This is a genomic window from Novosphingobium sp. BL-S-19, assembly GCF_055521675.1.
In genome coordinates this window covers 567,778-588,393 of record NZ_CM145498.1, presented here as the reverse complement: position 1 = coordinate 588,393, position 20,616 = coordinate 567,778, and the positions used below count along the sequence as shown (strand labels likewise).

The following is a 20,616-nucleotide window of genomic DNA, read 5'->3' as shown; positions in this document are numbered from 1 at the left end:
GGATCAGGCCTCAGGCAGCAGCACGGTTGGACAGCGCGGCCTCGGATTCGGCCATGAGCGCGGCGATGATCTCCGTCACCGGCTCTTCCTTGCTGACCATGCCGACCGACTGGCCCGCCATGATCGAGCCGTTCTCAACGTCGCCCTCGATCACCGCACGGCGCAGGGCTCCGGCCCAGAAGTGCTCGATCTTGAGCTGCGCTTCGCCCATGTCGACCTCACCGGCGTCCAGCAGGCGCGCCACTTCGATCTGCTTGGCGGTGAATTCTTCGGTGCCCTTGTTCTTCAGCGCGCGCACCGGGATCACCGGCAAGCGCGGATCGACCTGCACCGACGCCACGGCGTCGCGGGCATTGGCGCGGAAGAAGGCCTTCTTGAAGTCCGGGTGCGCGATCGATTCGCTGGCGCAAGCAAAGCGCGTGCCGAGCTGCACGCCCGCCGCGCCCATTTCCAGATAACCGGCCATCGCCTCACCGCGGCCGATACCGCCGGCGACGAACACGAGGTGCTCTTCGGCCAGCGCGGGCAGGATTTCCTGCGCCAGCACCGAGGTCGAAACCGGGCCGATGTGGCCGCCGGCTTCCATGCCCTCGATCACCAGGGCGTCCGCGCCGGAGCGCAGCAGCTTCTTGCCCAGCGCCAGCGTCGGCGCGAAGCAGATCACCTTGGCGCCTGATTCCTTGATCGCTTCCACGCTGCCCTTGGGCGGAATGCCGCCGGCCAGCACGACATGGCTGACATTGTGCTTCGCGCAGACTTCGATCAGATCGAACAGCTGCGGGTGCATGGTGATCAGGTTCACGCCGAAAGGCTTGCTGGTCAGCGCCTTGGTCGCGGCGATTTCGGTGTCGAGCAGCGCGGGCGTCATCGCCCCGCAGGCGATCACGCCGAAGCCGCCGGCATTGCTGATGGCCGAAACGAGGTTACGCTCGGACACCCAGGACATGGCGCCGCACAGGATCGCATATTCGCTGCCGAGGAATTCACGTCCCCGCGCCATCAGCGCGGAGGTCTTAGTGGTGGCGGCCATTGATGCTCCCATAGCCCGCAGTCATAAATCAGCCTGCGCCATAGGATGCCCGCACGCGCGGCACAAGCGGCGGCTTTACGGCCCCGGCTCCGCGGCAGTTCGGCGATTCGGCAACATCCGGAAACTTGATCTCCGCTGCGGAGGATGAGACCCATGGGATGATGGATGCCAAAGCCCTATACCAAGCCAAGCTGACCACTGCCGACAAGGCGGTGCAGGCAATCGACAGCAACAGCGACCTTGCCCTGGGCATGGCCGTCGCAGAGCCCCCCGCGATCCTGGCCGCCATTGCCCGGCGGGCGGAGGCAGGCGCGCTGGCCGACTTGCGCGTCTGGTATCTACTTTCGCAGGCCCACGCCGGATCGACGATCTTCCGGCGCGAGTTGCTGGGCCGCATTCGCCCGCAATGCCTGTTCGTGAGCGGGGTGGAGCGCGCGCTCATCAAGGCCGACCCTGCTGCCGAGGCCCTGATCGACTTCGTGCCCACCGCGTTCAGCGGCTCGCCCCGCGTCATGCGCGACGAAGTGGGCATGGACGCCTGCGTGCTCACCGTATCGCCGATGGATGCGGATGGCTATTTCAGCTTCGGCGCCGCCAACGACTACACCTCGCTGGTCGCACATAGCGCGAAGATCGTGATCGTCGAGGTCAACCCCGCCATGCCGCGCGTCGCCTGCCCGGCCCCGCTTCATGTCTCGCAAGTTTCCGCGATCGTCGAGAACCACGTGCCGCTGCTCAGCTTCGGGGAGGCCGACGCCGCGCCGGAGGACGAGGCCATCGCCGCGCTGATCGCGGAGATGATCGATGATGGCGCCTGTCTGCAAATGGGCATCGGCAACCTGCCTGGCGCAGTCTGCCGCCGCATCGCCGATCGGCGCGACATGGGCATCCACACCGAACTGCTCACCCCCGCGCTCGCCCGCCTGGCGCAGCAGGGGCCGGTGAACAATCGCCTGAAGGCAACCCAGCCGGGCCTCAGCGTCTATTCCTTCGCCATGGGGGACGAGCCGTTCTACCGCTGGATGGACGCCAATCCGCATGTCTATTCGATGCCGGTGGACGTGGTGAACGATCCCGCCGTGATCGCGCAGAACGACAAGGTCGTCTCCGTCAACGCGACGATTCAGGTGGACCTGCAAGGCGCCTGCAATTCCGAATTCATGGGCGGACACCAGCATTCGGCGGCGGGTGGCCAGCTCGATTTCGTGCGCGGGGCCTATGGATCGAAGGGCGGGCTTTCGGTGATCGCCTGCCGCTCTACGGCAAAGGGCGGCACCGTCAGCCGCATCGTCCCGAAGCTGGATGGACCGGTTACGACGCCGCGCAACGACGTGCAGTGGATCGTTACCGAACACGGCGCTGCCAATTTGCGCGGCAAGACCTTGCGCCAACGGGCGGAACTGCTGATCGGGCTGGCCGATCCGAAGTTCCGGGATGAACTGGCCAAGGCGCTCTGACGGGACCGGCCTTTCCACCGTCCGCAACGACGACGACGCCCCCAACACTCACCTTACCAAACTGCCTTTACCTCAAACCACTTCGTCGCCCTCGCGAAGGCGGGGGCCCCGCTTCCTTTTCGCCACGCCCGAAGAACAAGCGGGATCCCCGCCTACGCGGGGATGACGAGGGTGTGGTTGGGCTGTGGTGCGTAGGGATCAGATCGCCGTCGCGCTCAGCCTCTCGCACCAATCCGAATAGCGCTTCTTGAGTTCGCGCTCCCAGCCGAGGCCGATCTTCTCGACATCCAGCACTTCCAGCACATCGAAGACGAAGGCATCCGCCCCATGCGCGTTCCATGCCTCCTGCAACGAACGTTGCGGCGTCGAGCCCAGGCGCAGGGTGAAGAATATCCGGTTGCGGATCGCCGGAAGGTTCGGCGCCCGGCCCACCCACACCTCCCCGCTGGCGTTGCAGCGCAGGGCATAGATGCCCGGCTCGGGTTTGCGTTCGCGATATTCGGCAAGGGCTGCCTTGCGATCGGCACGATCCATGATTCGATTCCCTGAAGTCATTTTTACCCGGATAAATTGACTCGCCTACAATTTCAATTTACCCGGACAAAAATACTTCAGGACCCCTTCCATGACGCAGACCTGCACCGCCTTCCTCGGCACCACCCGCGTCGGGCGTGGAACGCCCGCCGAACTGATCGCCGCACTCTCGGGAGAGGAACAGGGCCTGTTGGTGTTCGACGACGCCACCGGAAGGCCCGTCGATCTCGATTGGCGGGGCATCACCCCGATCTCGGAGGAAAGCGAGGCACCGCGCCGTCGCGGCCGCCCAAAACTGGGCGTCACTGCCCGCGAAGTGACCTTGCTGCCCCGCCAGTGGGACTGGCTCGCCCAGCAACCCGGCGGCGCCTCGCAAGCCCTGCGCCGCCTTGTCGACGAAGCGCGCAGGGCCGATGGCGGACGCACCGCGAAACGCACAGCCCACGAACGCGCCTATCGCGTTATGTCCGCGCTCGGTGGCGATCTGCCCGGTTTCGAGGAAGCGAGCCGCCTGCTCTTTGCAGACAAGCTGGAAGAATTCGCCGCCGCCGTGGCCGCATGGCCGGTAGACTTGCGCGATCACGTCCTCGAACTCGCGCAGCCGTCTCTGGACGAGTGATACGAAAAAGGCGACGCTCCCGCGCCGCCTTTCCCTAATTCACGCTATCCCGCCGAATTACGCAGCAGCGTCGAGGCCGTAAGCCGTGTGCAGCACGCGCACCGCCAGTTCGGTCTCGTCGGTGTCGATCAGGACCGAAACCTTGATCTCGCTGGTGGAGATGGCGATGATGTTGATGCCGCGATCGGCCAGCGTCTTGAACATGGTGGAGGCAACACCGGCGTGGCTACGCATGCCGACGCCAACGACGCTGACCTTGGCCACGTTGCTGTCGGCGATCATGCGGTAGTAGCCGATCGATTCCTTGCGCTCTTCCAGCAGCGCCTGCGCGCGGACGAGATCGGCCTGCGGCACCGTGAAGGTGACGTCGGTCTCGCCCTTATCCTTGGCGACGTTCTGGATGATCATGTCGACGTTGATGTTCTGCTCGGCCAGCGGCGCGAAGATCGCGGCCACGGCGCCCGGACGGTCCGGCACGCGGGTAAGGGTAACCTTGGCTTCGTTCTTGTCAGCGGCGATGCCGGTGATCAGCTGGCGTTCCATATCGCTTCCTTCAAGTTCTTCGTCGCTGACGATCATCGTTCCGGGGAGGGTGTCTGCCGCAGGGGCATTCTCGTCGATGAACGAGGACAGCACCTGCACGCGCACGTTCTCCTTCATCGCGAGGGAGACCGAACGGGTCTGCAACACCTTCGAGCCGACCGAGGCCAGTTCGAGCATTTCTTCATAGGTCACCAGCGGCAGCTTGCGCGCCTTGGCAACGATGCGCGGGTCGGTGGTGTAGACGCCGTCGACATCGGTGTAGATGTCGCAGCGATCGGCCTTGACCGCCGCCGCCACGGCCACGGCCGAAGTGTCCGAACCGCCACGGCCCAGCGTGGTGATGCGATTGTCGGGCGAAACGCCCTGGAAACCGGGGATCACGGCGATTTCGCCGGACGCCATCGATGCCAGCAGCGCTTCCGAATCGAAGTCCTCGATGCGGGCCTTGGCATGGGCGTCGTCGGTCTTGATCGGCAGCTGCCAGCCCAGCCAGGAACGCGCCTTGCAGCCCATCGCCTGCAGCGTCAGCGCCAGCAGGCCGGACGTGACCTGCTCACCCGAAGCGACGACGACGTCGTATTCGGCGGGATCGTAAAGGGCATTGGCCTCACGGCAGAAGTTGACGAGCCGGTCCGTCTCGCCCGCCATCGCCGAAACGACGACCGCGACTTCGTGGCCGGCTTCCTGCTGACGTTTGACGATACCCGCCACGCGCCGGATTCGCTCGGTCCCGGCCATGGAAGTGCCGCCGAATTTCATCACGATACGTGCCAAGGTGCCGTTGCTCCCCGTGAGTTTGCGCGCATGAACGATGCGCGTGTGGATAAGAGTTCGGCGGGCTGTTAGGGGGGAGTCATGGATAATGCAACTGCTTCGAACACGCCTTTCCGCGCAACAATCGATCCGAAGGAAGCCGCCCACTTCGGCGCGCTGGCGGCCGAGTGGTGGGATCCCAAGGGCACTTCGGCGATGCTCCACCAGCTCAACCCGGTGCGCCTGGGCTTCATCCGCGCCGAGATCGATCGGTATTTCGGCAGCGATTCCCGTACCTTGAAGCCGCTGGCCGGCAAGCGTGCGCTCGATGCCGGCTGCGGCGCCGGGCTGCTCTGCGAACCCCTCGCCCGCCTTGGCGCGGCGGTGACGGGCGTGGATGCGGCGGCGGAGAACGTTGCGGCGGCCCGTGCCCATGCCGAGGCGATGGGGCTGCCCATCGATTACAAGCACGGCGAACTGGGCGCGCTGGGCCTCTCGGGCTACGACCTCGTCTGCTCGCTGGAAGTGATCGAGCACGTGACCGACAAGGCGCTGTTCATCGGCCAGCTTGCCGCCGCGCTGGCGGACGACGGGCTGATGATCCTCTCCTGCCCCAACCGCACTCCCGCCTCGCGCCTGCTGCTGGTCGAGGCGGCCGAGCGGCTGGGCAAAGTGCCACGCGGTACGCATGACTGGCACCAGTTCGCCACGCCCGAGGAACTGCGTGAACTGGCCGAAGGCGCGGGCCTGACGCTGGGCGAGCCCAAAGGCATCGCCTGGTCGCCGACGAGCGGGCTGCACTTGTCGGACGATCTCTCGCTGAACTTCATCGTGACGGCGCGGAAGGGCTGAGCCTCAAAGCTCCTCCCCCACCGGGGGAGGGGGACCACCCCCGCTCATCCTGAGCTTGTCGAAGGAAGGGTGGTGGAGGGGGCAGGCGCAGCGCTGCCGAAAGCCCCCTCCGTCAGCGCTGCGCGCTGCCACCTCCCCCGATGGGGGAGGATCTCAATCGTTCAATCGCCTCGCGGACTTGTGCCTCGCGCTCATCCCAAAAGCCGCCGATCCGCGTGAACGGCACTCCGGCCCGCACAAGCATTTCCTCCGCCAGCGCCGCGAACCGGGCACGCGCATCGTCGGCCCCGAAGAACCGCGTCCCATCATCGCGCCAAGGCACATCGGGCGAGAACAGGAGGTAGTGATCGGCCTTGGGATAGCCCATCAACACTTCGGGCACTTCCCCGAACAGCATCTGAGCCCAGGCCGCCGTCATCAGCTGATCGGTATCGAGCAACAGCACCGCCGGTGCCGCCGCCATGGCCTTGCGGTTCTCGTCCGCCTGCCCCTCGGCAATCGCCAGCAGGTCCGCCATCGTCAGGTCGGTGCCGTGTTCCTCGCAATAGGTGCGGCCATATTCCGGCACCCACGGCAGCCCCAGCCGCGCGGCCAGCACCGACTTGCCCGTACTTTCCGCACCGTGAAGGCAGACCGTGATCACGCGATCTTGAGTTCCCGCTGCTGCGCCCGCTCCGCCGCCGCCCATTCGATCAGGCCCAGCACCGACATCACCAGAAACACCACATAAAGCGCCGCCGTCGGCCACAGGTCCTTGTAGGCATAGACCCCGATCGAGGCGACATCGATGGCGATCCAAAGCACCCAGTTCTCGATCCGGCGGAACGCCAGCAGGATCTGCGCGGCGATCGAGGCGCCGGCGATGGCGGCATCGGCATAAGGCAGCGAGGCATCGGTGAACTTGTGCATCACCCAGCCGAGGTTCAGCGTCAGCGCCGCCGTCGCCACCAGCCAGAGTGCACGGCTGAACCCGCCCAGCCGCCGCACCGGCACCCGGCTCTCACCCCCGCCGGCACGCACCCAGAGCACCCAGCCCCAGGCCTGCGCCGCGAAGAAGAAGATCTGCAGGCCCGCCTCGCCGTAGAGCTTGGCCTGCCAGAACACCACGAAGTACAGCGCCACCATGGCCATGCCGAACGGGTAGTTCCACACGCTGCGCCGCACCAGCAGCGCGATATTGGCGAGCCCCAGTGCCGCCGCGATCCATTCTACCGGATCCATTGTCGCCCCTGTAAATTGTGCGGATCAGCCCAGAGCTGCTTCCCACTCCGGCTCCTTGAAGCCCACCAGCAGTCCGCCCGGATACTCGACGACCGGACGTTTGATGGTGCTCGGTTGCGCAACCATGATCGCCACGGCCTTGGCGGCATCGAGGTCCTGCTTGTCCGCATCCGGCAGCTTCTTGAACGTGGTGCCCGCACGGTTCAGCAGCTTTTCCCAGCCCGCCAAGCCGATCCACTTTTCAAGCCGCGCGGCATCGGCGCCTTCCTTCTTGTAGTCGTGGAAGGTGTACTCGCTTCCCTTCGCTTCCAGCCACTTACGCGCCTTCTTCACGGTGTCGCAGTTGGGGATGCCGTAGAATTCAAGGCTCACGATTCGCTTTCCCTTTCGAAATGGCGCACGCGCGGTTCGTTGCAGGCGAAGAGGGTGTAGTTCTGATAGTAGTTCTCACGCCCCTTGCCCTGCACTTCGGCATGGGCGGCCACCCGGCGCCAGGCCAGCGCGGCAGCTTCGTCGGCCCATTCGGACAGCGCAATCACTTCGCCGTCCTCGCTGGTATAGCTCTTGAAGGCGAGGAAACCCGGCTGCGCGCGGGCGAGCCTCTCCATCGCCTGCGCATCGGCGGAATAGGCGGCCGCGTCGATGTCGGCGCGCTTGCGATTGCGGAAGACTACCAGGAACATGGCCGCGCTCATGGGCCTTCGCGGACCATTCCGCAAGCATCTGACTCGCACCCCATGCTGGACAATCCGAAGATTGCGCGCCAAGGCGCGGGGCATGAGCGTGAACACTTTCGGCCGTCTTCTGCGATTCACCACCTGGGGCGAGAGCCATGGCCCTGCCATCGGCGCCGTCGTCGACGGGTGCCCGCCAGGCCTTGCCATCGACGAGAGCGTGATCCAGCCCTTCCTCGACGCGCGCCGCCCCGGCCAGTCGAAGTTCACCACCCAGCGGCAGGAACCGGATCAGGTCCGCATCCTGTCCGGCGTGTTCGAAGGCAAGACCACGGGCACGCCCATCTCGCTGATGATCGAGAACGTCGACCAGCGCTCGAAGGACTATTCGGACGTCGCCAAGGCCTATCGCCCCGGCCATGCCGACTATGCCTATGACGCCAAGTACGGCTTCCGCGACTACCGCGGCGGCGGCCGCAGCTCGGCGCGAGAGACGGCCAGCCGCGTGGCGGCGGGCGGCGTGGCGCGACTGGTGATCCCGGAAGTGACGATCCTGGCCTATGTCTCGGAGATCGGCGGCGACGCCATCGACATGGCCAACTTCGATCCTGCCGAGATCGGCAACAACCCGTTCTTCTGCCCCGACGCACAAGCCGCGAAGCGCTGGGAGAAGATCGTCGACGATGCGCGCTTGGCCGGGTCCTCGGTCGGTGCGGTTGTCGAATGCGTCGCCACGGGCGTTCCTGCCGGCTGGGGGGCGCCGCTCTATGGCAAGCTCGATGCCGATCTGGCCGCCGCGATGATGGGAATCAACGCGGTGAAGGGCGTGGAGATCGGTGACGGTTTCGCCGCCGCGCGCCTGACCGGTGAGCAGAACGCCGATCCGATGCATCCGGGCACCGCAGGGCCCGAGTTCAGCGCGAACCACGCAGGCGGCATCGCCGGCGGTATCTCCACCGGCCAGCCGGTTGTGGTGCGCGTGGCCTTCAAGCCGACCAGTTCGATCCTTACCCCCCAGCCCACGATCACTCGCGAAGGTGAGGCAACCGAGCTGTTCACCAAAGGCCGCCACGACCCCTGCGTCGGCATTCGCGGCGTGCCGGTGGTCGAGGCGATGATGGCGCTGGTGCTGGCCGATCACAAACTGCTCCATCGCGGCCAATGCGGCTGACGGCAGACTGACGTGATCGCCCTCCGCCCCGAGCAAGCCGGTGACGCCGCAGCCATCCGCGCCATCGTCACCGCCGCCTTCCTCGGCGCCGAGCATTCGAGCGGCACCGAAGGCGCCATCGTCGATGCCCTGCGCGCAGCCGACATGCTCACCGTATCGCTGGTGGCGGAGGAAGACGGCGTGATCGTCGGCCATGTCGCCTTCTCGCCTGTCACCATCGATGGCACGGATCTGGGCTGGTTCGGCCTCGGCCCGGTGGCGGTCAGCCCGGATCACCAGCGACGCGGCATCGGCGCACGGTTGATCGAGGCCGGCCTTGCGCAGTTGCGCGACGCCGGTGCCCAAGGCTGCGTGGTGCTGGGCGATCCGGCCTACTACGCCCGCTTCGGGTTCGAGAGCGATCCCTCCCTCGCCTATCCCGGCGTGCCGGCCGAATACTTCCAGCGCCTTGTCCTCGCCGGCTCGTCGCCCGTCGGCGAAGTCGCCTATCATCAGAGCTTCGCCGCAAGCTGACAGGTTGACACACTTGACACGGTCCAGGGCGAAAACCGCCGCCTTGGGGCCGGATAGTGTCACCTTGCGGGTGAAAAGCGTCATCTTGCGGCCGACAAGTGTCACCTTGCGCGGCGATGTGTCACCTTGTGCCGCCACAAGGTGACAGGTTGGGCGTTTTCGCAATGGTTTGAAGTTCGATGACATGCTGCGAAAGTACGCGCGGCGGGCCAGGTAGGAAAACGCGCGGGCAGTACGCCAATCCCCCTGCCGAAAAGGTGGCGCGTTCTCGATGGCAGGACACCCCTGCGTCACCGCCTCGCACCGCGCCTAGAGCAGTTTCCGATCCGATTGCATCGGATCAACTGCTCTAAGCTTCTGGTTTGACGCATTTTCCGAGTCATCAGATGATTCCATCTGATTGGAAAATGCTCTAAGCCATAGGCGCAACCAATCGCAGCCAGTGCCCTCACCACCTTGCCCCGATCGGCAGGCCCGCGCATCACTCCGTCATGGCGACATATGTCCTCGTTCACGGTGGCGGACACGGCGGTTGGTGCTTCCGCTTCGTGGCGGAGCTATTGCAACGTGCCGGGCACGAGGTTCACGCGCCGACGCTAAGCGGCCTTGCCGAGCGGGCCCATCTACTGACGCGCGGAACCGGGCTGGAAACCCACATCGGCGACATTGCAGCGCTGCTCGAAGCCGAAGACCTGCGCGATGTCGTGCTGGTGGGCCACAGCTACGGCGGCATGGTGATAACCGGCGCTGCCGACCGTGCCCCGGGGCGCATTGGCCATCTCGTCTATCTGGACGCGGCGATCCCGCATCAGGACGAAGCGTTGGTGGACGTCTCTCCGGGGCTGCTGGCACTGGGCCCGACCAACCGGGTGCGATCGGGCATCGAACTCTGCCTCTGGCCGGACAGCCCCGCCGTCGCGCTCTACGGACTGGCCGGATGTGTGCACGAGGATTGGGCCAAGGCGCGCCTTACGCCGCATCCTTGGCGCTGTTTCACCGACCGGCTGCACCTTGCCGATCCCGAAACGGTCGCAAGGCTGCCGCGCACGATCGTCAATTGCACCGGTACCTTGGCCTTGCGACCGGTGGAGCTGAAATCCCGCTGGCTGGACGCGCCCCGCGTATGGGAAATCGATACCGGCCACGACCTTATGCTGACCGCGCCGGAATGGGTGGCGGAAAGGCTTGCCAGCTTGTCGCTCCTCTCGCGATCTCGCTGACCCGAACGTCTCGTCGCGATGCCTTGGTCGTCCGTCGTTCCGCCCCTTCGGCAGGGCGGTAGGGCGGCCGCTAGCGATAGACCGGGTATCCCGCTTTTCCTGTTCCAGCCGCAAGGCAGCGGGGCCCCCGCCTTCGCGGGGGCGACGAAGGTGTTTTGGGATGATGTCCCTCAGCCCCAACCGCTCAGGCTGAGCTTGTCGAAGCCCCCTGCGGGCGTGGCGCGAGGCCTCCCATCCTTCGACAGGCTCAGGATGAGCGGGGCGGGAGACGTGGATTTGAAAGGGCGGGCTTGGAAAAGGCGGGCTTGGCGCAAATCACGCGCTCCGCTCCGTCAATCCAGCTTCGCGTCCGGCAGTGGCGCCTTGCGTGCCTCCAGCTTGCCCTCACCGCGATAGACCAGCACACAGCTGGCGCTGCCGGCGCAGAACTGCTGCACCGGTGCCAGCGCGCGGGTGCCGTAGCGATAGGTCAGCTTGCCCTCGGTGATCTCGAACCCGGAAATGTCACGGATGCGGTGTTCGTGCGCGAACATCACCGCGCGGCCCTGCTGTACCGGCGCCCAGAACGACCACTGATCGTAAAGGCGGTGGTGATAGCGGAACTTCATGTCGCCATCCGCCCGGTTATCGAGCGAGGTAGGCCAGCTGTTGCAGGCGGCCAGCGATGCGCAGGCGGCTGCCAGCAGCGCAAGTCTGCCAAGTCGGATCGTTTTCATCGCTCCCCTCTGCCCCACTTGCCGCAGCGCCGCACGGATTTTCGCACGCGCGAGCATTTTATCGACAGAATCGTTCAGTCTGTCGTGACTTATCGAGCAATCCGATCAACCCAATCGGATCAAGCCCCTACACATCGTCACACGGGCGGCCTATCTCCGGCTCGTCAGTTTCAACACCCATCGAGGGAGAATACACCATGGGTATCATCGGCAGCACCATCAAGCCGTTCAAGAACACCGCTTTCCAGGCCGGCAAGGACTTCTTCGACGTCACCGACGCCGACATCGCCGGCAAGTGGGCCGTGTTCTTCTTCTACCCCGCCGACTTCACCTTCGTCTGCCCGACCGAGCTGGAAGACCTGGGTGAACAGTATGCCGCACTGCAGGGCATGGGCGTGGAAGTGTACGGCGTTTCGACCGACACGCACTTCAGCCACAAGGCCTGGCACGACACCTCGGACAAGATCGGCAAGATCCAGTACGCGTTCCTGGGCGACCAGAACCACGCGCTGACCGAAGCCTTCGGCGTTCTGCGCGAAGATTCGGGCCTGGCCGACCGCGCCACTTTCGTCGTCGATCCCGAAGGCGTCATCCAGATCATGGAAATCACCTGCGAAGGCGTTGGCCGTAACGCTGTCGAACTGGTCCGCAAGATCAAGGCTGCCCAGTACGTCCGCGCCAACCCCGGCCAGGTTTGCCCGGCCAAGTGGGAAGAAGGTTCGGAAACCCTCGCTCCCTCGCTTGACCTCGTCGGCAAGCTCTAAAAACCACGCGACCAGGCCGTAAGGCTATCCGGGTCGCGTGCCGAAGGTGTGCGGCCCGGGGCTTCCCTCCCCCGGAGCCGCACCCTCGTGCGCTTCGCGGCTGATGGACCCCCGGGCCGCCTCTTTCTCTCCCCACGCATTTCATAAGGACCTGTGACTCATGCTCGACCCCGCTCTGAAGCAACAGCTCTCGCAATATCTCGCCATGCTGCGCGAGCCGATCGAGCTCGTCGCCTCGCTGGGTGACGATGCCAAGTCGACCGAAACGCGCGAGCTGCTGACCACCATCGCCTCGCTCTCGGACAAGGTTACCGCCACTTTCGACGGCGACGACGCGCGCCGCCCCAGCTTCATCGTGCGCCGCGCTTCGGACGCCAGCGCCTGGGTGCGCTTCGCCGGTCTGCCGCTCGGCCACGAATTCACCTCGCTCGTACTCGCCCTGCTGTGGACCGGCGGCCATCCGCCCAAGGTTTCTGACGAGACGCTGGAGCAGATCCGCAATCTGGAAGGCAGCTACGAGTTCGAGATGTACTTCTCGCTCTCCTGCCACAACTGCCCGGATGTGGTGCAGGCGCTGACGCTGATCGCGCTCAACAACCCGCACGTGAACGCCACCCTGATCGAAGGCGGCGCGTTCAAGGACGAGGTGGAAGGTCGCGGCGTCATGGCCGTGCCCGCCGTGTTCCTGAACGGCGAGATGTGGGGTTCGGGCAAGATGGGCGTCGAGGAGATCCTCGCCAAGCTCGACACCGGCGCCGACGCCAAGGCCGCTGCCAAGCTGGCCGAGAAGAAGCCGTTCGAAGTGCTGGTGGTTGGCGGTGGCCCCGCCGGTGCCTCGGCCGCGATCTACACCGCGCGCAAGGGTTTCAGCACCGGCATCGCGGCGGAACGCTTCGGCGGGCAGGTGCAGGATACGATGGGCATCGAGAACTTCATCTCGGTCCCCTACACCGAAGGCCCGAAGCTGGCCGCCGCGCTGGAAACGCACGTTGGTGAATACGACATCGACGTGATGAACCTGCAGCGCGCCGAAAAGCTGATCCCGGCCAAGGAACTGGGTGGCTATCACGAGGTAGTCTTCGCCAACGGCGCATCGCTGAAGGCGCGTTCGCTGGTGCTGACGACCGGTGCCCGCTGGCGCAACCTGGGCGTGCCCGGTGAGGCCGAGTACAAGAACAAGGGCGTGGCCTACTGCCCGCACTGCGACGGCCCGCTGTTCAAGGGCAAGCGCGTGGCGGTGATCGGCGGCGGCAACTCCGGCGTGGAAGCGGCGATCGACCTTGCGGGGATCGTCGGCCACGTCACCCTGATCGAGTTCGACGACAAGCTGCGCGCCGACCAGGTGCTGGTGGACAAGCTGCGTTCGATGAAGAACGTGGACATCCTCACCAGCGCCCAGACCACCGAAGTCACCGGCGACGGTGAGAAGGTGAGCGGCCTGCACTACAAGGACCGTGCAAGCGGCGCGGAGCACAAGGTCGAACTGGAAGGCGTGTTCGTCCAGATCGGTCTGGTGCCGAATACCGAGTGGCTGAAGGACAGCGGCGTTGCGCTCTCGCCGCGCGGCGAGATCGTGATCGACGACAAGGCGGCGACCAACCTGCCCGGCATTTTCGCGGCGGGTGACGTGACCACCGTGCCGTACAAGCAGATCATCATCGCCATGGGCGAAGGATCGAAGGCGGCACTCTCCGCGTTCGACTACCTGATCCGCAATGAAGCTCCGGTGGCCGCTCTCGAACCGGCGTGAGCCTGCTTTTGAAAATGCCCTGAAAAGGGCATTTTCGGGGCGGCACCGGCCCTCTCCCCCACCCGACCACCCGACGACAGTACCCTATGGGTGGTCGGCCCCCTCAGCGAAAAGGTCCCCCGGACCTTTTCGTCTCCTTCGGGACGGGAGAGGGCCGGTGCCGCCAAAATCCGCCCACGGCGGATTTTCAAAAAGCTTCCCCGAGCGAAGCGGGCGGGTGCTGCGAAGCTCCCGCCCGTTTTCGTATCAGGCCACGTCCGCCGTAAGGTCGGTCGCCACCCATTCGTCCAGATCCGGCGACTGGCCGATCAGCGCAAGGCCGTGCGCGATCGAGGTCAGTTCGTTGCCGCTGGCGATGCGGCCTTCGCCGAAGCGTTCCGCGAACAGCGCGCGCACGGCGGGGATCAGCGAGGAGCCGCCGGTCAGGAACACATGGTCGATCTGGTCCGGCCGCAGCCCGGCCTTGGCCAGCGCGCCGTCCACCGTTTCGCCGATGCGGTGCAGGTCCGGCGCGATCCAGCGTTCGAAATCGGCGCGGCTGACTTCGGCTTCGATCTGCAATTCCTCGCTCTCGAAGCGCAAGGCGCCGTGGTCGCTGGAGGAAAGCGTGCGCTTCAGCTGGCCCACCGCTTCGTAGAGGCCGAAGCCCAGTTCGTGCTCCACCACCGCGATCATGCGGTCGATGGCAGCCTGATCGGTGGCCGAATGGCGCAGCTTCGCCAGTTGTTCCAGCGTGCGCCGGTTGCGCATCATCGCCAGCCGCGACCAGTCGCCGAAGTCCTTGAAGTGTCCCGGCGGGATCTCCAGCACTTTGTCGAACGAGCGATAGGTGCCGCCCTTGCCCAGCAGCGGCAGCACCAGATGGTCCATGATGCGATAGTCGAAGCGGTCGCCGGCGATGCCGATACCCGCCGACCCCAGCGGCACGCAGCGCCGCGCCGCGCCGGGCGCTTCCACCCGCACGATCGAAAAGTCGCTGGTGCCGCCGCCGAAGTCCGCCACCAGCAGCGTCGCCGGGTCGGACAGGCGCGAAGCGAAGCTGAACGCCGCGCCCACCGGCTCGTAGACGTAGTGGACCGGCCGCTTCAGCAGCGCGAACATCGCATCGTACCGCTTGCGCGCCAACGCCTCGTCCGGCCGCGCTCCGACGTAGCGGACGGGCCGCCCGATCACGATCCGCTCCGGCAAGTCGCTCAGCGCCGTGCTGGCATGGTCCAGCAGGTGGGTGAGGAAGACCTGCCCCAGTTCCTCGAACCGCATGCGCTTTTCGAACAGCGTGGCATGTTCGAAGGCCGGGTTGGCCGCGACCGACTTGAACGACTGCAGGAACCGCGATCCTTGCGGAAACTCCAGGAATTCGGAGATCGCCCAGGGCCCGGCCTCATGCGCCAGGCCGCCGCGCACGCCCTCGTCCTGCCAGAAACACAGCGCGGACCGGAACACCGAACCGCTGCCGCCCGGCGCCGCGAAGTCCACGAGATCGGCTTCACCCGCCGCGCCGGACAGCGCGATCACCGAATTGGTGGTGCCAAAGTCGATGCCGATGGAACCGGCGGTGACCGTGGAGGACGGCATCTCAGTACTCCCTGTTGAAGGCGGCGTTGAAAGCGGCCGGCGCCTATCGCAGTGCAGCAGGCTTTGCGCAACCACCGTAATCGAGCAGGCGGTCGCATTCGAAATTCCCGTTCGCCCCGTTCGAAAAAGTCGCGCACCCTACGAACAAATCGTTGTATTTTTACATCAATTTTGCAGTTTTATTGCTGAAATTATACAATATTTCAAAATCATGTTGCACGGCAAAAAGGTGCGCACGACCCTCTCAAGTGCCCGTTTCAGGGTGATTTCATGAGGGGTCGTTACATGAATATACGTAACTTCCATTTGCACTGCAGCATTGCGGCACTCACGTTCGGGGCTCTGGCCATGCCCGCCATCGCACAGGCGCAAGACGCCGATTCCGGTGCTTCCGCCCCGGGCGATGCGATCATCGTCACCGGATCGCGCATCCGCCAGAACCCGCTGGACAATCCCAGCCCCGTCGTCACCCTCAGCAACGAGGATATTGCCAAGACCGGTCTGTCCTCGGTGGCGGACGTGCTGCAGCGCCTGCCCAGTGCGGCGGGCGGCCTCAACACCAAGGTCAACAACTCCGGCAATATCGGTAACCCGCAGGACGGCGGCGGCGTCGGCGCCGGCACCAGCGAGATCGACTTGCGCTACCTCCTGGCCAAGCGCACGCTCGTGCTGGTGGATGGCATGCGCTACGTCAACGCCACGGCGGCCAGCGGCATCCCTTCGACGGTCGACCTCAACACCATTCCCGCCAGCCAGATCGAGCGGATCGAGGTCCTGCAATCGGGCCAGTCGCCGCTCTACGGGTCGGACGCGATCGCCGGCGTCGTCAACATCATCACCAAGTCCGAACAGGAGGGCCTGCGCGCATCGGCCCAGTTCGGAACCTTCCGGCAGGGCGACGGGCATACGCAGGACTACAACGCCAGCTACGGCGTGAAAGGCCCGACGACCTCGGTCGTGTTCGGCGCCAGCTATGTGAAGCAGGACAAGGTCAGCACGGCGGACCGTTCGATCTCGCAGTTCCCCAACCCCGGCCAGACCACGTGCCTCGATCCGCGCGGCGGCTGTTCGTCGGCGGCAGTGAACGGGCGCATCGTGTTCAATCCAGGCAACCCCTCGCTTCCGGCGGGCGGCAGCATCACCCCGCGCAATCCCCCGCTCACCACGCAGGGCGTCTATGATCCGACGCTGCAGGGCGGCGATTTCCGCGCCTTCACCGATGCGGACCGCTTCAACTTCTCCCCCTACAACTATTTCCTGACGCCGCAGGAACGCTATGGCCTGTGGGTCAGCGCCAAGCAGGAACTGACCTCCAACATCACGTTCCGCGCGAAGATGGTCTACAACCACCGCAATTCGCAGAACCAGGCCGCCTTCCTGCCGCTGTTCGTCGGGCCGGACGCGGGCAACGGCAACTTGCTCGATACCGTCTCGATCGATGCCACCAACCCGTACAACCCCTTCGGCATCACGCTGAATTCGGGCGCCAACGGAGAGCCGGCGACCTATAGCTTCATCGCCCGCCGTCTGGTCGAGGCCGGGCAGCGTACCTATACCCAGCATGTCGACACGATGACGGCCAATGCCTCGCTGGACGGCAGCTTCCAGATCGGATCGCGCAAGTTCTACTGGGATGCCAACGCCGCCTTCGGCTGGAACGATGCCAAGCAGACCTTCACCGGCAACGTCAACGCCGCCAAGGTGGCGCAGGCACTGGGCCCACTGGCGGACTGCACCGGCGCCTGCGTGCCGCTGAACATCTTCGGCGGCGAGGGATCGATCACGCCGGAGATGCTGAACTTCATCAGCTTCACCGAGCATGACCGGTCCAGCCAGCGCATGCAGGACTATACCGCCAACGTCAGCGGCGACCTGTTCGACCTGCCGGCCGGTCCGGTCAGCATGGCGGTGGGCTATGAACACCGCTTCCAGCACGGATCATTCACGCCCGATCCGATCATCCAGGCGGGCCTAGGCGCGGATATTCCCGCTCAGGCGGCCGAAGGCGGCTACAATTCGGACGAGTTCTACGGCGAATTGCGCGTGCCGATCCTGAAGGACACGCCGTTCTTCCAGATGCTGGAGGGCGATGGCGCGGTGCGCCACGCCAATTACTCGACCAGCGGATCGAGCACGACCTTCACGGCCACCGGCCTGTGGAAGCCCGTTTCGGACCTGCTGCTGCGTGCCAACTATGCCGAAGGCTTCCGCGCCCCGGCGATCGGCGAACTGTTCGGCGCCCAATCCCGCGCCGACGCGCCGATCAACGACCCCTGCACCAACGTGACGGGGTCGCTGTGGCAAAGCTCCGCCACGGTGCGCACGAACTGCATCGCCAACGGCGTGCCCGCCAGCGGCAGCTATCAGGAACCGCAGGGCGGCCAGATCGGCACCCTGACCGGCGGCAACGACACGCTGAAGCCCGAAACCAGCAAGACCTGGCTGTTCGGCGGCGTCTACAGCCCGTCCTGGGCGCGCGGCGGCTTTGCCCGCAACCTCAGCCTTGAGGTCAACTACTACGACATCAAGGTGAAGGACGCGATTTCCGCCATCAACCCGCAAGTCACCCTGTCACGCTGCGCCGAACTGGGCGATCCCACGGCCTGCGCCAATGTGATCCGTACGCCCAGCGGCATCATCTCGCGTGTCGTCGGCCTGCTGCAGAACATCGGCGGCATCCGCACGCAGGGCATCGACATCAGCCTGAACTATGCATCGCCCGATACCGGCGTGGGCATGTTCGGCCTGTCGTTCAACGCCAACCGGCTGCTCAAGTATGCCGAAACCTTCCCCACCGCGGACGGTTCGGCCACGATCAGCTACAAGGGCACCACGCGCGGCTTCCCGGATCAGTCCTATCCGAAGTTCAAGGGCACCGGCATCCTCTCGTGGTCCTATTCGGGCATCGATGCCTCGTTCACCGGCCGATATATCGACAGCGTGACCGAGAGCGACGGCCACAAGATGAACAGCCGGTTCTACGGTGACGTGCAGCTGAGCTACACGCCCAGCTTCATGGACAGCGGCCTGACCTTCACGCTGGGCGTGATCAACGTGTTCAACACCGATCCGCCGCCGTGCAACACCTGCACCGGCCCCAACTATGACCCGACTACTTACGACGTGCCCGGCCAGTTCGGCTACCTGCGCGTCTCGGTGAAGATGTAAGGGCAGCCACGGGCGGCCCTTATAGGCCCGGCGCGGATGTCCCTTCCGCGTCGGGCCGCCGGGTGGTGGCTCGGGGGCTCCGCCTCCTTGCTCCGTCAGCCCCAACCCTTCGTCATTGCGAGCGTAGCGAAGCAATCCAGAGCGGAGTGGGCCCGGCTCTGGATTGCTTCGCTACGCTCGCAATGACGATGAGAGGTGATCGGAGAGGCGTGGTGGCGTGAGGCAGGATGGCGGGACGACTCCTACGCCCCTCGCTCTATCGGCGTTTCTTCAGCACCACGTAAAGCGCACCCTGCCCGCCGTGGCGGCGGTGGGCGCCGCGAATGGCGACGATGTCGTGCGAGTGCTCGCTGGCCGCCAGCCAGTCGGTGATCTTGGCGCGGATGGCGCCGCGCGCGGTGCCGCGATCCATGGCGTCGACCGGGCGCGACTTGCCGGTCACCACCAGCACCACGCGCGCGCCCATCGATTTGGCCTGCGTCAGCCCGTGCATCAGCCGGACATAGGCCTGATCGAGACTCGATCCGTGCAGGTCCAGGCTGAAATCGGGCGCCAGCGTGCCCTTGGAAATGCGCTTCTCCCACGACCCATCGAGCTGAAGCTGCGCCTCTGTCTGCGGCTTGGCGGGGGCAGGTTTTGGGGGCAACGGCGGGGGCATGCGGCCCTTCACCTTCTTCGCCGGAGGGGGCGGAGGAGAGACGACGATCTGGGCCGGAACCGGCTCGGGTGCCACTGCCTTGGGCCGGCGCTTTTCAAGCGGTGTCACCGTCCGGGCGACTTGCGCCCAGACTTGTGCCTCTTCCGCCGTCAGTCGCCGTCCCGGTCTTCTCATGGCTGCAGACGCGAAAGCGTGCCCTTGGGGACGAGCACCAGCGCCTCGCCGCGTCCACTCATGCCGCCGGCCGTCAGCCGCGCCTGATCGCCCGCGCCCCAGAAGGTGTCGAAACGGTTGGCGCCCTTGATCGCGCCGCCGGTGTCCTGCGCGATCCACACGCCGGAGGCCTCGCTGCGGTCCAGCGAGAGCCAGACCGGCGCGCCCAGCGGCACGAACTTGGGATCGGCGGCGACCGAGGCGTGCGCGCGCACCGGCACGCCCAGCGCGCCGAGCGGACCGTCGCCGGTCAGTTCGCGGAAGAATACCCAGGACTGGTTCTGGCGCATCAGCACATCACCCTCGACCGGATGGTCATGGATATACTGCATGATGCCCTGCATCGAGCCGGGATATTGCCCCGGCCCGGTGCCGACCAGCCCCTGATCGCGCATGACCGCGCCGATGCCGGTGTAAGGCAGTCCGTTCTGCCCGGCATAGCCGATGCGCATCACCGTACCGTCCGGCGCGCGCAACCGGCCGGAGCCTTGCACTTGCAGGAAGAACACCTCCACTGCGTCGCGCGCCCAGGCGATCTCCAGCCCGCGATTGGCCAGCGCGCCATCCTCGATCGCGCCGCGATCGTAATAGGGTACGAAAATACCGGACTGGTCATAGCGGCCCAGCGGCATCTGGCCCTTGGCATTGGGCGCTGCATCGCCCGGCTGTGCGCGCACGAGATCGGCGGGCATGCCGTAGATCGGCACGTCATAGCCGGGCAGATGCTGGCGGGCGCCGGCAATCTCCGGCTCATAATAGCCCGTGGCGAAGCCGCGCCCGTCGCCGACTTTTACCGTCTCAAAATAGGTCTGGAAGAACTGCGTGGCACTGGCGCTGGGCCATTTCGCAGCGGCGGCACAGGCGGGCTGCCAGTCGGCGGGGCGGGTCAGGCCGCTGCTGTCGGTGCGTTTGGAAACGCTGGGGCAGCTTTCGCGGAAAGAGGCCAGCGCGGCGGCGCCATCGGCCGCGCCCACTTGCAGGCTGGCAATGGGCGGTCCAGCGCGCACGCCCAGCGCCACGGCATTGGCGGGCGGCGGCGGAGTGGGCGTGGTTGGCGAAGTCGGCGGCGAAATCGGCGGCGGGGCCACGCCCGGCCCGGTGCCACCGGGGATCACGCGCGCGCAGCCGGCCAGCAGCGCCATCGCCAGCAGAACCGCTCCCATACGAACCGGGAACGGGCGGATC

At 65.7% G+C, this 20,616-nt stretch carries 21 protein-coding genes; 10 read left to right on the top strand and 11 right to left on the bottom strand.

Annotation, left to right across the window (positions count from 1 at the left end; translation table 11 throughout):
- Positions 1-10: 10 nt before the first annotated feature.
- Positions 11-1,030, bottom strand: coding sequence for an NAD(P)H-dependent flavin oxidoreductase (locus ACZ1JV_RS11105; RefSeq protein ID WP_465151606.1), 1,020 nt, complete (start codon positions 1,028-1,030; stop codon positions 11-13).
- A gap of 158 nt (positions 1,031-1,188) precedes the next feature.
- Between ACZ1JV_RS11105 and ACZ1JV_RS11100 the strand changes: the two genes are divergently transcribed.
- A complete protein-coding gene (locus ACZ1JV_RS11100) occupies positions 1,189-2,487 on the top strand; it encodes an acetyl-CoA hydrolase/transferase family protein (protein ID WP_465151605.1) in 1,299 nt (432 codons plus the stop codon).
- A gap of 198 nt (positions 2,488-2,685) precedes the next feature.
- Here ACZ1JV_RS11100 and ACZ1JV_RS11095 read toward each other — a convergent pair whose 3' ends face one another.
- Positions 2,686-3,021 carry a GIY-YIG nuclease family protein gene (locus ACZ1JV_RS11095; RefSeq protein ID WP_465151604.1) on the bottom strand — a complete coding sequence of 112 codons (336 nt, stop codon included), beginning with the start codon at positions 3,019-3,021 and terminating at the stop codon, positions 2,686-2,688.
- A 91-nt stretch (positions 3,022-3,112) separates the two neighbouring features.
- Here ACZ1JV_RS11095 and ACZ1JV_RS11090 point away from each other — a divergent pair, with 91 nt between their 5' ends.
- The gene (locus tag ACZ1JV_RS11090; protein ID WP_465151603.1) at positions 3,113-3,640 is read left to right on the top strand and encodes a DUF2239 family protein; all 528 of its coding nucleotides are present in this window, start codon (positions 3,113-3,115) and stop codon (positions 3,638-3,640) included.
- Between the two features lie 57 nt (positions 3,641-3,697).
- On the opposite strand, the gene ACZ1JV_RS11085 is transcribed toward ACZ1JV_RS11090, so the two are convergent.
- On the bottom strand, positions 3,698-4,957 hold the full coding sequence (locus ACZ1JV_RS11085; RefSeq protein ID WP_465151602.1) for an aspartate kinase: 1,260 nt from the start codon (positions 4,955-4,957) through the stop codon (positions 3,698-3,700).
- An 81-nt stretch (positions 4,958-5,038) separates the two neighbouring features.
- On the opposite strand from ACZ1JV_RS11085, the gene ubiG reads away from it, so the two are divergent.
- Positions 5,039-5,788 carry a bifunctional 2-polyprenyl-6-hydroxyphenol methylase/3-demethylubiquinol 3-O-methyltransferase UbiG gene (gene ubiG, locus ACZ1JV_RS11080; protein WP_465151601.1) on the top strand — a complete coding sequence of 250 codons (750 nt, stop codon included), beginning with the start codon at positions 5,039-5,041 and terminating at the stop codon, positions 5,786-5,788.
- Positions 5,789-5,900: 112 nt separating this feature from the next.
- On the opposite strand, the gene ACZ1JV_RS11075 is transcribed toward ubiG, so the two are convergent.
- Genes ACZ1JV_RS11075 through ACZ1JV_RS11060 form a run of 4 tightly spaced genes read right to left on the bottom strand, consistent with a single transcriptional unit; the run spans position 5,901 to position 7,692 of the window.
- Entirely contained in the window at positions 5,901-6,431 is a 531-nt protein-coding gene (locus ACZ1JV_RS11075; RefSeq protein WP_465151600.1) for an AAA family ATPase, read from the bottom strand.
- Positions 6,428-7,009: a nicotinamide riboside transporter PnuC gene (gene pnuC, locus ACZ1JV_RS11070; RefSeq protein ID WP_465151599.1), complete on the bottom strand. Its 582-nt coding sequence runs from the start codon at positions 7,007-7,009 to the stop codon at positions 6,428-6,430. Before pnuC ends, ACZ1JV_RS11075 begins: the two co-directional genes overlap by 4 nt.
- 24 nt (positions 7,010-7,033) lie before the next feature.
- Positions 7,034-7,381: an arsenate reductase gene (locus tag ACZ1JV_RS11065; protein WP_465151598.1), complete on the bottom strand. Its 348-nt coding sequence runs from the start codon at positions 7,379-7,381 to the stop codon at positions 7,034-7,036.
- The gene (locus ACZ1JV_RS11060) at positions 7,378-7,692 is read right to left on the bottom strand and encodes an antibiotic biosynthesis monooxygenase family protein (RefSeq protein WP_465151597.1); all 315 of its coding nucleotides are present in this window, start codon (positions 7,690-7,692) and stop codon (positions 7,378-7,380) included. Before ACZ1JV_RS11060 ends, ACZ1JV_RS11065 begins: the two co-directional genes overlap by 4 nt.
- 94 nt (positions 7,693-7,786) lie before the next feature.
- Here ACZ1JV_RS11060 and aroC point away from each other — a divergent pair, with 94 nt between their 5' ends.
- The 3 genes from aroC (at position 7,787) to ACZ1JV_RS11045 (ending at position 10,587) form a co-directional block, all read left to right on the top strand.
- Positions 7,787-8,854 carry a chorismate synthase gene (aroC, locus tag ACZ1JV_RS11055; protein WP_465151596.1) on the top strand — a complete coding sequence of 356 codons (1,068 nt, stop codon included), beginning with the start codon at positions 7,787-7,789 and terminating at the stop codon, positions 8,852-8,854.
- 12 nt (positions 8,855-8,866) lie between these two features.
- Complete coding sequence (locus ACZ1JV_RS11050) at positions 8,867-9,367, top strand: GNAT family N-acetyltransferase (RefSeq protein WP_465151595.1); 501 nt, start codon at positions 8,867-8,869, stop codon at positions 9,365-9,367.
- A gap of 491 nt (positions 9,368-9,858) precedes the next feature.
- Positions 9,859-10,587 carry an alpha/beta fold hydrolase gene (locus ACZ1JV_RS11045; protein ID WP_465151594.1) on the top strand — a complete coding sequence of 243 codons (729 nt, stop codon included), beginning with the start codon at positions 9,859-9,861 and terminating at the stop codon, positions 10,585-10,587.
- Between the two features lie 332 nt (positions 10,588-10,919).
- Here the strand turns inward: ACZ1JV_RS11045 and ACZ1JV_RS11040 are convergent, their stop codons facing one another.
- Complete coding sequence (locus tag ACZ1JV_RS11040; protein ID WP_465136330.1) at positions 10,920-11,303, bottom strand: hypothetical protein; 384 nt, start codon at positions 11,301-11,303, stop codon at positions 10,920-10,922.
- A 197-nt stretch (positions 11,304-11,500) separates the two neighbouring features.
- Here ACZ1JV_RS11040 and ahpC point away from each other — a divergent pair, with 197 nt between their 5' ends.
- Both ahpC and ahpF read left to right on the top strand, forming a co-directional pair.
- On the top strand, positions 11,501-12,067 hold the full coding sequence (gene ahpC, locus ACZ1JV_RS11035) for an alkyl hydroperoxide reductase subunit C (RefSeq protein ID WP_395391735.1): 567 nt from the start codon (positions 11,501-11,503) through the stop codon (positions 12,065-12,067).
- A 160-nt stretch (positions 12,068-12,227) separates the two neighbouring features.
- Entirely contained in the window at positions 12,228-13,817 is a 1,590-nt protein-coding gene (ahpF, locus tag ACZ1JV_RS11030; RefSeq protein ID WP_465151593.1) for an alkyl hydroperoxide reductase subunit F, read from the top strand.
- A gap of 246 nt (positions 13,818-14,063) precedes the next feature.
- On the opposite strand, the gene ACZ1JV_RS11025 is transcribed toward ahpF, so the two are convergent.
- Positions 14,064-15,392 (bottom strand): Hsp70 family protein, encoded by a 1,329-nt coding sequence (locus ACZ1JV_RS11025; protein ID WP_465151592.1) that lies wholly within the window; start codon positions 15,390-15,392, stop codon positions 14,064-14,066.
- On the opposite strand from ACZ1JV_RS11025, the gene ACZ1JV_RS11020 reads away from it, so the two are divergent.
- Positions 15,373-15,666, top strand: a complete 294-nt coding sequence (locus tag ACZ1JV_RS11020; protein ID WP_465151591.1) for a hypothetical protein — start codon at positions 15,373-15,375, stop codon at positions 15,664-15,666. The two genes, ACZ1JV_RS11025 and ACZ1JV_RS11020, sit on opposite strands and share 20 nt — an antisense overlap.
- Before the next feature lie 11 nt (positions 15,667-15,677).
- A complete protein-coding gene (locus ACZ1JV_RS11015; RefSeq protein WP_465151590.1) occupies positions 15,678-18,560 on the top strand; it encodes a TonB-dependent receptor domain-containing protein in 2,883 nt (960 codons plus the stop codon).
- A gap of 256 nt (positions 18,561-18,816) precedes the next feature.
- Here ACZ1JV_RS11015 and ACZ1JV_RS11010 read toward each other — a convergent pair whose 3' ends face one another.
- Complete coding sequence (locus tag ACZ1JV_RS11010) at positions 18,817-19,392, bottom strand: Smr/MutS family protein (RefSeq protein ID WP_465151589.1); 576 nt, start codon at positions 19,390-19,392, stop codon at positions 18,817-18,819.
- Positions 19,389-20,594, bottom strand: a complete 1,206-nt coding sequence (mltA, locus tag ACZ1JV_RS11005) for a murein transglycosylase A (protein ID WP_465152548.1) — start codon at positions 20,592-20,594, stop codon at positions 19,389-19,391. Before mltA ends, ACZ1JV_RS11010 begins: the two co-directional genes overlap by 4 nt.
- Positions 20,595-20,616: the final 22 nt, after the last annotated feature.